Genomic DNA, 8,354 nt, shown 5'->3' on the forward strand with positions numbered 1-8,354 from the left:
GTACCGGTATGTCCCGCTCCTTACCATGGAGATGCTCGTATACACCCCTGAAGAGTGTCCTCTCTGTAAGGAAAGCATAGCCCTGCAGAAGCGAGGGAGTCGGTATCTCGGGTGAGCCATGCCGGAATGGAAAGCGCTCCTTGACAATGAGTTCGATCTCTTTGAACCCATTAACCTGGCGCAGCGCTTGGTACGGATTCCAAGTGTTTCCCGAACCGATGGCGAGGTGGAAATTGCCCGATTCATCGCCAACTACTTCATCGACAACGGCATATCCGTAGAATGGCAGGAAGTGGACGGACAGCGGGCAAATCTCGTAGCGGAAATCCAGGGAGCCCTTGGGGAGGGACCGGTGCTTCTTTTCAACGGACACATGGATACCGTACCAGTGGGAAGCGGATGGACCTACCCACCTCTTGGGGGAGAAATTGTGCACAACCGCCTCTACGGGCGAGGAGCCTGCGACATGAAGGGGGCCCTCGCCGCCATGATGTACGCAGCCAAAATGATTGCTCTTTTTGCTCATTCCCTGTACGGTAAGCTCAAGATTGTCTTCGTGGTGGACGAAGAGGAAGAGAACGCCGGAATCAAGGAATGGATGAAGATGTACCAAGCTCGGCAAGAGGTGGTGGATTACGCCATTGTGGGGGAACCAACGGGCCTCAACATCAGCTTGGGACATCGGGGTGTGGCGGCGTACCGCATCGAAGTACGAGGACGATCGTGTCACGCCGCAGTGGCCGATCAGGGGCTCAATGCGGTGTACTACGCCTCCCTTATTGTGGAACTCCTTGAGAAGAAACGGAAAGAGCTTGCGAAACTCGAAGACCCGGATCTCGGAGCCCCAGCTTTAAGTGTAGGAAAAATTGCTGGAGGCGTGTCACCCAACGTGGTTCCGGAAACCTGTACGCTTGAGGTCGATGTGCGGACCCTGCCTTCCTTTTCCCTCAAAGAGATGGAACGGATTCTGCAGGAAACGGTAGAGGCGGTGAGAGAAAAAGAGGGGGTTCCCTTTGACTACACCATAACCCAGTGCATTCCTCATCTCCCCCCAGCAAAGGTTCCAAGGGATACAGAACTTGTGGGATTCCTTTCCCGCTCTATTTCCGACATCCCGGGAGAAGTCCCAATGTTTGCTCCCTTTCCTGCTTCCTGTGAGGCCTCATTCCTTGTGGAGGCAGGGATACCAACCCTCATTTTTGGTCCCGGTCGAATAGAGGAAGCTCACTCTGCTAACGAATTTGTCCCCGTGACTCAAATCGTGACTGCTGGAAGAGTATACGCCCTTCTGGCCCTTCGGCTCCTTGGTGGAGAATAGGCTACTTTCTGAGAACCTTGGCCCAATCCCGACCCTTGAGCTGGAGGGCCTTACGACTTCGGAAGAGGGTAGGGAATACTTTTTCCTTCTCGACATGTGCTCCCTTATCCTCGAGAACCTGCCTGAGATGATGTATAGCTCTTTGTCCACCAAAGATGGCCTCAGTTGCAAAAAGGTGGACTCTCTTTCCACTCCAGTTAACATGCTCCACAAAGCTCAAAACAGGTGGAGCAATATCAAATGCCCAGGTCGGTCCCCCAAGGATAACCTCATCAAACCTTCCCATGTCAGGGAAATCGGTATGCACCGCAGGAAGTTCCCCTTTCCTGAACCGTCTGACAATCATGCCGGGAGTAGGAATGCGATTCTTCACCTTCTTGAGCCGAATCTCCTCCAGGGGTGCTCCAAGTTCCCGAGCTATTCCCTCAGCCACTGCTTTCGTCCTCCCACTCCGAGAAAAAAACACCACAATTCTGCCCCCCACAGCCTTATCCTCCTTTTAGAGTCTGTAGATTTCCTCGTCACTCAGGAGCGTAAAGCCGTTCCGCTCAAGAACACTTTGGGCGTGTGGCTCGTGCTCCACCTGGAGTACCAAAACAGCAGTTTTTCCCCTCTCAACGACAAATCCATAAGCATCCTCTATGTTGATGCCATTCTCTGCCAGGACCTTTGCAACCTTGTGGAGGCCTCCTGGAATATCCTCAAGAACAACCGCGATAACCTCCTGGAGGTACACAGGGAGGCCGTGTTCCCGCAAGGCGTCAAAGGCCCTCTGGGGTTGGTCGGCAAGAATCTTCACCACCCCGAATCCATTGGCACTTGAGATGGTAATGGCTCTAATATTGATGTGCCCTTCAGCGAGGATACGGGTGATTTTCTCAATCCGGCCAGGTTTATTCTCTGCAAAAACCGATACCTGATGCGCCATGTCTCTCCCTCCTTTTAGAGTTTCCGGTAGTCAAAAACCCGTTGGGCTTTCCCCTCCTGAGTGGGAAGGCTCCCCGGCTCTACGAGAATCACTTCAGGGGTTACGAGAATCTCAGCTCGGAGCTCTGATTCGATTCGTTCTCGGAGTCGCTCAAGCTTCTGAAGGTCGCCAAAGAAGAACTCGGGTTTGATTTCTACTTCTACCCGCATGGTATCCTCGTAATCTTTTCGCTCAAGAACAATGCGGTAATTCGAACCCACTTCAGGAATGTTCATGAGAACCTTTTCGATTTGCATGGGAAAGATGTTCACGCCCCGGAAAATGAACATGTCATCGGTTCGCCCCTGAATCCTTGTGATTCTCCGGTGGGTCCGACCGCAGGGACAGGGTTCCTCGATGAGGGCTGCCACATCCCGTGTTCGGTACCGGAGAATTGGGGTGGCATCGCGGAAAATGGTGGTGAGGACAATCTCCCCCGGTTCTCCTGGAGGACACGGTTCCAGGGTTTCAGGGTTGATAACTTCCACAATGTAGTAGTCTTCCCAAATGTGCATGCCATCCTGGTACAGGCACTCGAAGGCTCCTCCAGGACCGTTCATCTCTGAGAGGCCATAGGAGTTGTACGCCTTTGCCCCGTAAATCTCCTCGATTCTCCGGCGGGTCTCTTCACTGTGCGGCTCAGCGCCAAGGAGAATGATACGGAGGTTGAAGTCCTTTTTCGGGTCCAGGCCCTCTCCCCTAATGATGTTGGAAAGAAGGAGGGCATAGCTTGGGATAATGTGGATGACGGTACTCTTGAAGTGCTTGAGGAACCAAATCTGCCTTTTGCTGTTCCCCGCACCAATGGGAATGGTGAGAGCTCCGATACGTTCTGCGCCGTAATGCATTCCAAGCCCACCCGTGAAGAGTCCATAGCTCATCATGTTCTGGAAGACGTCGTGCTTGCGTACCCCCACCATGTAGAGGCAGCGGGCAACCTGGTTCGTCCACCGATCGAGGTCCTCCCTCGTGTGGTAGATAACCGTTGGTGTTCCCGTAGTTCCGGAGGAGGAGTGGAGGCGAACAACTTCCTCGAGAGGCACAGCGAGAAAATCAAAGGGGAATCCCCGACGGAGGTCCTCTTTTGTGGTGAAAGGGACATGCTTTAGGTCCTCTGGGGTTTTGATGCGCTCGGGATTTATCCGATGCTGAGCGAAGAGACGCCGGTAGAAAGGTGTTCGCATGGCATTCTGAATGGTCTTCTGAAGCCTTGTCTTCTGGAGCTCATACAACTCTTCCCTGGGCATGGTTTCAATGTCCTTTTCCCAGTACAATGCTCCTACCCCCTTTTGCTCCTGTTTCCTCTTTTATAGCACAACTGACCTTCTCTGGATACTGTGATTGGAATATTTCCCCGCCTTGCGTATTTTCATAAGTTATGCTATTATTTCTATAGTTTTTCTTACAATCAGAGAGGGGGAGGAGCCATGCGGGTGTCCACACGCCTTCGGTACGGCCTGCGGTTCCTGGTGAGGTTGGCGAAACTCTTTGGAAGCTCGGCACCCCTCAGGGCTCGGGATATAGCGGAGGCAGAACATCTCTCCCCGGATTACCTCCGCCAGATTGCTGCAATTCTTGAGGCCCGAGGTATTGTACGGGCCGTGCGGGGAAAAGAAGGGGGATATGTTCTCACCCGGCCTCCTGAGGCAATCACTCTCCTTGAGATAGTGCAGGCCCTTGAGGGACCCATCCATCCGGTGGAATGCCTGGCCAACCCTTCCTTCTGTTCCCTTGTGACTTCCTGCAGTACAAGGAAACTCTGGGAAGAGACGGCGGCATGCCTTGCGGGTTTCTTTGCTTCGAAGACTCTCAAAAACCTTGTGGAGGAGGAGCAGAAATGATTTACCTCGACTACAACGCCACAACCCCCTGTGATCCGAGAGTGACGGAGGCAATGCTCCCCTTTTTTGGGGAATTCTTCGCCAACCCCTCCTCACTCCACCGTCCGGGACAGGAAGTCCGCCGCGCGGTGGAGAAAGCCCGATCCACCATCGCCCGCTTTCTGGGAGCAAGAGAAGAAGAAATCATCTTCACCTCCGGCGGCACCGAATCGAATAACCTCGCCATTCGAGGAGTTGCCCAAGCCCTGAGGAAGAAAGGAACCCATCTCATCACCTCAGCTATAGAGCACCATGCGGTACTCAATGTCTTTCGGGCACTTGAAAAAGAGGGATTCTCGGTAACTTATCTTCCTGTGGACGAAAACGGCATCGTGCATCCGGAGGAACTCCAAAAAGCCCTTCGACCGGATACGATTCTCGTCTCCATAATGCATGCCAACAATGAAACGGGCGTCATTGAGCCCATCGCAGAGCTTGCCCGAATTGCCCACGAGGGAGGGGCGGTGTTCCATACCGATGCCGTTCAAACCGTGGGGAAGATTCCTGTCCATGTTGATGCCCTTGGAGTTGACCTCCTTTCTGCTTCCGGGCATAAGTTCTACGGTCCCAAGGGGACAGGATTCCTCTACGTGTGAAGGGGAACGCGCATTGTCCCCCAGATTCTCGGAGGACACCATGAGCGGGGAAAGAGGGCCGGAACGGAAAATGTTCCTGGAATCGTGGGTATGGCAAAGGCTCTTGAAATTGCGGAGAAAGAAATGGAGGAAGAGGCGCGTCGGGTTGGCGCTCTTCGGGACAAGCTGGAAAAAGAACTGGAAGAAAGAGTCCCCGACCTTCACATTGCAAGTCGCCATGCGCCCCGACTCTACAACACAAGCCTTGTCCTTGTAGCATACGTTGAAGGGGAATCGCTTCTTCTCAACCTCGACTTTGAGGGGATCTGCGTATCCAGTGGTTCAGCCTGTACCTCAAGCTCCCTTGAGCCCTCCCATGTGCTCTTAGCCTGTGGGTACCCCCATGAACTTGCCCACGGTTCAATCCGGTTCAGCCTCGGGAAGTGGACAAAGGAAGAGGAAATTTCTAAGGTGGTTGAAGTGTTTCCAAAAGTGGTGGAGAAACTCCGGGCAATCTCTCCCTTCGGTAAGGGGAGGCGATGAGCATGTACTCCGAAAAGGTTCTCGAACATTTCCGAAACCCGAGAAATGTCGGGAAAATAGAGGATGCCGATGGAATTGGGAAAGTGGGCAATCCCATCTGTGGGGACGTCATGGTGATGTACTTGAAGATTCGAGACGATCGCATTGAGGATGCTAAATTCGAAACTTTCGGCTGTGGTGCAGCCATTGCCACCTCCTCCATGGCTACAGAACTCATCAAGGGAAAAACCATCGAAGAGGCTCTTCAGGTCACGAATCGGGCTGTAGCGGAGGCTCTCGGGGGTCTCCCACCGCACAAAATGCACTGTTCGGTTCTTGCTGAAGAAGCCATTCGGGCAGCCATTGAGGATTACCGCACAAGGAGGCAGAAGAGGTGAAGAAAGGTCCTTGTTTTGACATCCTCGAGCTCCTCGAAAAGGAAGAAGATTGCTCTCAGGAAGATATCGCCACCCTTTTAGCCTGCAAGGACCCTGAAGTTACTGAACAGCTCTTTGCCATTGCCGATGCGAAGCGCAAAAAGTACGTTGGGGATGCGGTGCATCTCCGGGGACTTGTGGAGTTCTCCAACTTCTGCCGCAAGAACTGCCTCTACTGCGGGCTGCGAAAGGAAAATAGAAATCTCAAACGGTACCGCATGTCCCCCGAAGAAATATATGCTCTCTGCGAACGCATTGCCCGCCTCGGGGTAAAGACCATCGTTCTCCAGTCGGGAGAGGACCCCTGGTACGAAGCGAAGAGTTTTGCCGAACTCATCCACCGAATCAAAAAGCTTGGAGTAGCCATAACCTTAAGCGTTGGAGAAAGAGAACCCTGGGAATACGCCCTCTGGAAGGACGCAGGAGCCGACCGCTACCTCCTGAAACAGGAAACCTTCGATGAAGAGCTTTTTGTTCGCCTCCATCCCGATGATGACTACAACGAACGCCTCAGATGTCAAGAGATACTCAAAGACCTGGGGTACCAGGTGGGAAGCGGGAACATGGTAGGCCTCCCGCGCCAGACCTATGCATCTCTGGCGCTCGACATCAAGAAATTCCAGGAATGGGATTTTGACATGATTGGCATTGGACCTTTCATACCTCATCCCGATACCCCTCTTGGGGGGTACACCATGGACCCGGAGGAGAAATGCCTTCTGACCCTCAAGGTCCTTGCGCTGACCCGCATCCTGACAAAAACCACAAACCTTCCGGCCACCACCGCCTTGGGAACCCTGGTTCCCGGGGGGAGAGAGCGAGGGCTTCGCTGTGGCGCCAACGTCCTTATGCCGAACTTCACCCCTTCCCCTTACCGAATCCAGTACACAATCTACCCGGGCAAGATATGCATCCAGGAAGCCTGGGGGAGCTGTCTCCCCTGCATGGAGAAAATGGTTGCAAAACTCGGGCGGACAATTGCTACAGATTTCGGGGATAGAGTTCGTCTTTCCGTGTAGAAGGGCCAGGGGGAAACCTGGCCCTTCTGAGTTCTATGCTCCGAACTTTCCAAGGCGCAGGGCTGAAGAAAGCATGAGGCTCATGAGGGCTCGGGCAGGAAAGTGGCCAAGATACCCCGTTATGCACTCCCTCTCCGTAAAGCGCCTTCCCGTAGGTACCCCTCCATACGGCGAGTAGAGGAGAACCGGGCAGGGATGCCAGGAGTGCCCCTTGAGAAGAGATGGCGTTGCGTGGTCACCGGTAATGACGAGAACATCAGGAGAGAGGGAAAGAATCTCAGGGAGCAGAGAGTCAAAGTACTCGATACGTTCCACTTTCCGGGAAAAGTCTCCATCTTCTCCGGCTTTGTCGGTATCCTTGTAGTGGAGGAAGAAGAAATCGTATTCCTGCCACCGTGACTTGAGGAACTCTACCTCATCCCGCAGATCCCCTTCCACATCCGGGGTATCAAATCCAAAAAGCCGGGCAATTCCCTTGTACATGGGGTAGATGGCGACGGCTAATGCCCGGACTCCATACCGTTCAGGGAATTTCTCAAGAGTTGGGGACTTGGAAAAGCCCCGAAGGAGAATAGCATTAGCCTTTGGCTCATTTGCAAGGAGAGCCTCGGCTTTTTCAAGGAAAGCTTTGACAATGCGGGCAGTCTTCTCCGATGGTGCGTCAAAGCCTTTGGGTTCGTAGGGGGGGAGTCCCTCTTTCTGGGGGTCCGTATCTTTAAGGTTATCGCCCAGATTGCTTCCCCGGAGGACCATGACGAAACGGTGTTCCTTTCCCGGCTTGAGGAGTATCTCCACATCCTCAATGTTCCGAATGCTCTCTTGGAGCCGCTGCACAAGGCGCTGGCACTCTTCGGTGGAAATTCTCCCCGCTCGCCGATCGGTGATGATACCTTCCCCGTTTTTCGTAGCGAAATTTGCCCGTGCAGCAACATCTCCCTCTCTGAGCTCCATTCCAACTCCCAGGGCTTCAAGAACACCCCGGCCAATCACGACCTCTTCTGGATCGTACCCGAAAAGCGCAATGTGTCCCGGACCACTCCCTGGGGTAATACCGAAATTCACCGGAATCATGAGACCAAGAGAGCTTTTCTGGGCAAGAGCGTCGAGATTCGGAGTCCTTGCTGCCTCAAGCTCCGTTTTCCCGCCGAAATCAGGATGGGGAATACCCCCAAGACCGTCCACAACGCAAAGCACCATCTTGCTCTGACCCTTCTTGAGCAGGTTTTTCAGGTTATCGAGGATGTTTCCCATTTTCTCTCCCCCTTTCAGGTTTCAAAATATGTTACCACAACTTGCATCCTCGAGACCACAGGACCAAAGTTACTCTCTGTCCCGGTTCACACAGATCCCCTGGGAGCACCTGAGGGATGCTGGACTTGTAGAGTGTCCCACATGATGTGAACCCATACACTGTAATGTTCCAGAGTTTCGTTCACAAGTCCCTCCTTCTTGTTCTTAGGTGAGTTATCCCAGGGGATATGGGAGATATCCCATAGCCTGGAAAGGTGCGGGGATACCCGGTCAAGAACGAGCACCGGGAAAGCTCCCAGGACAGGACTGGTCCCCTTCCTCAAAGATGAGAGAACCTCCATGGGAGCCCTCCCCTGCATCTCCCTCCCCATATGGGGACGGACAA

10 protein-coding genes and 1 pseudogene (1 of these 11 running past the window's edge) are annotated in these 8,354 nt (G+C 53.5%); 5 read left to right on the forward strand and 6 right to left on the reverse strand.

The window, feature by feature from the left end:
- Nucleotides 1–118: 118 nt before the first annotated feature.
- Nucleotides 119–1,318 carry a M20 family metallopeptidase gene (locus H5U36_07050; GenBank protein ID MBC7217881.1) on the forward strand — a complete coding sequence of 400 codons (1,200 nt, stop codon included), beginning with the start codon at nt 119–121 and terminating at the stop codon, nt 1,316–1,318.
- Nucleotide 1,319: 1 nt separating this feature from the next.
- On the opposite strand, the gene H5U36_07055 is transcribed toward H5U36_07050, so the two are convergent.
- From H5U36_07055 to H5U36_07065, 3 genes are read right to left on the reverse strand one after another with little or no spacing between them, the layout of a single operon-like run.
- On the reverse strand, nt 1,320–1,802 hold the full coding sequence (locus H5U36_07055) for an NAD(P)H-dependent oxidoreductase (protein MBC7217882.1): 483 nt from the start codon (nt 1,800–1,802) through the stop codon (nt 1,320–1,322).
- Nucleotides 1,803–1,817: 15 nt separating this feature from the next.
- Entirely contained in the window at nt 1,818–2,246 is a 429-nt protein-coding gene (locus H5U36_07060; GenBank protein MBC7217883.1) for an ACT domain-containing protein, read from the reverse strand.
- A 14-nt stretch (nt 2,247–2,260) separates the two neighbouring features.
- Nucleotides 2,261–3,532, reverse strand: a complete 1,272-nt coding sequence (locus H5U36_07065) for a phenylacetate--CoA ligase (protein ID MBC7217884.1) — start codon at nt 3,530–3,532, stop codon at nt 2,261–2,263.
- Nucleotides 3,533–3,712: 180 nt separating this feature from the next.
- Here H5U36_07065 and H5U36_07070 point away from each other — a divergent pair, with 180 nt between their 5' ends.
- The 4 genes and pseudogenes from H5U36_07070 (at nt 3,713) to hydE (ending at nt 6,718) form a co-directional block, all read left to right on the forward strand.
- A complete protein-coding gene (locus H5U36_07070) occupies nt 3,713–4,126 on the forward strand; it encodes an Rrf2 family transcriptional regulator (GenBank protein ID MBC7217885.1) in 414 nt (137 codons plus the stop codon).
- Nucleotides 4,123–5,283 (forward strand): annotated as a pseudogene (nifS, locus tag H5U36_07075) (cysteine desulfurase NifS). Before H5U36_07070 ends, nifS begins: the two are co-directional and overlap by 4 nt.
- 2 nt (nt 5,284–5,285) lie before the next feature.
- Nucleotides 5,286–5,660 carry a Fe-S cluster assembly scaffold protein NifU gene (gene nifU / locus H5U36_07080; protein ID MBC7217886.1) on the forward strand — a complete coding sequence of 125 codons (375 nt, stop codon included), beginning with the start codon at nt 5,286–5,288 and terminating at the stop codon, nt 5,658–5,660.
- Entirely contained in the window at nt 5,657–6,718 is a 1,062-nt protein-coding gene (gene hydE, locus H5U36_07085) for a [FeFe] hydrogenase H-cluster radical SAM maturase HydE (protein MBC7217887.1), read from the forward strand. Before nifU ends, hydE begins: the two co-directional genes overlap by 4 nt.
- A gap of 33 nt (nt 6,719–6,751) precedes the next feature.
- On the opposite strand, the gene H5U36_07090 is transcribed toward hydE, so the two are convergent.
- The 3 genes from H5U36_07090 to H5U36_07100 all read right to left on the reverse strand — a co-directional run.
- On the reverse strand, nt 6,752–7,969 hold the full coding sequence (locus H5U36_07090; GenBank protein MBC7217888.1) for a 2,3-bisphosphoglycerate-independent phosphoglycerate mutase: 1,218 nt from the start codon (nt 7,967–7,969) through the stop codon (nt 6,752–6,754).
- Between the two features lie 86 nt (nt 7,970–8,055).
- Nucleotides 8,056–8,310 carry a hypothetical protein gene (locus H5U36_07095; GenBank protein ID MBC7217889.1) on the reverse strand — a complete coding sequence of 85 codons (255 nt, stop codon included), beginning with the start codon at nt 8,308–8,310 and terminating at the stop codon, nt 8,056–8,058.
- Nucleotides 8,289–8,354: part of a hypothetical protein coding region (locus tag H5U36_07100; protein ID MBC7217890.1), annotated on the reverse strand (this coding region is incomplete at its 5' end). Its footprint extends 362 nt past the window's final position; the window shows 66 of its 428 annotated nt. The genes H5U36_07100 and H5U36_07095, both read right to left, overlap by 22 nt.

The sequence above is a fragment of the Candidatus Caldatribacterium sp. genome (assembly GCA_014359405.1).
GTDB classification, from domain to species: domain Bacteria; phylum Atribacterota; class Atribacteria; order Atribacterales; family Caldatribacteriaceae; genus Caldatribacterium; species Caldatribacterium oleiphilum.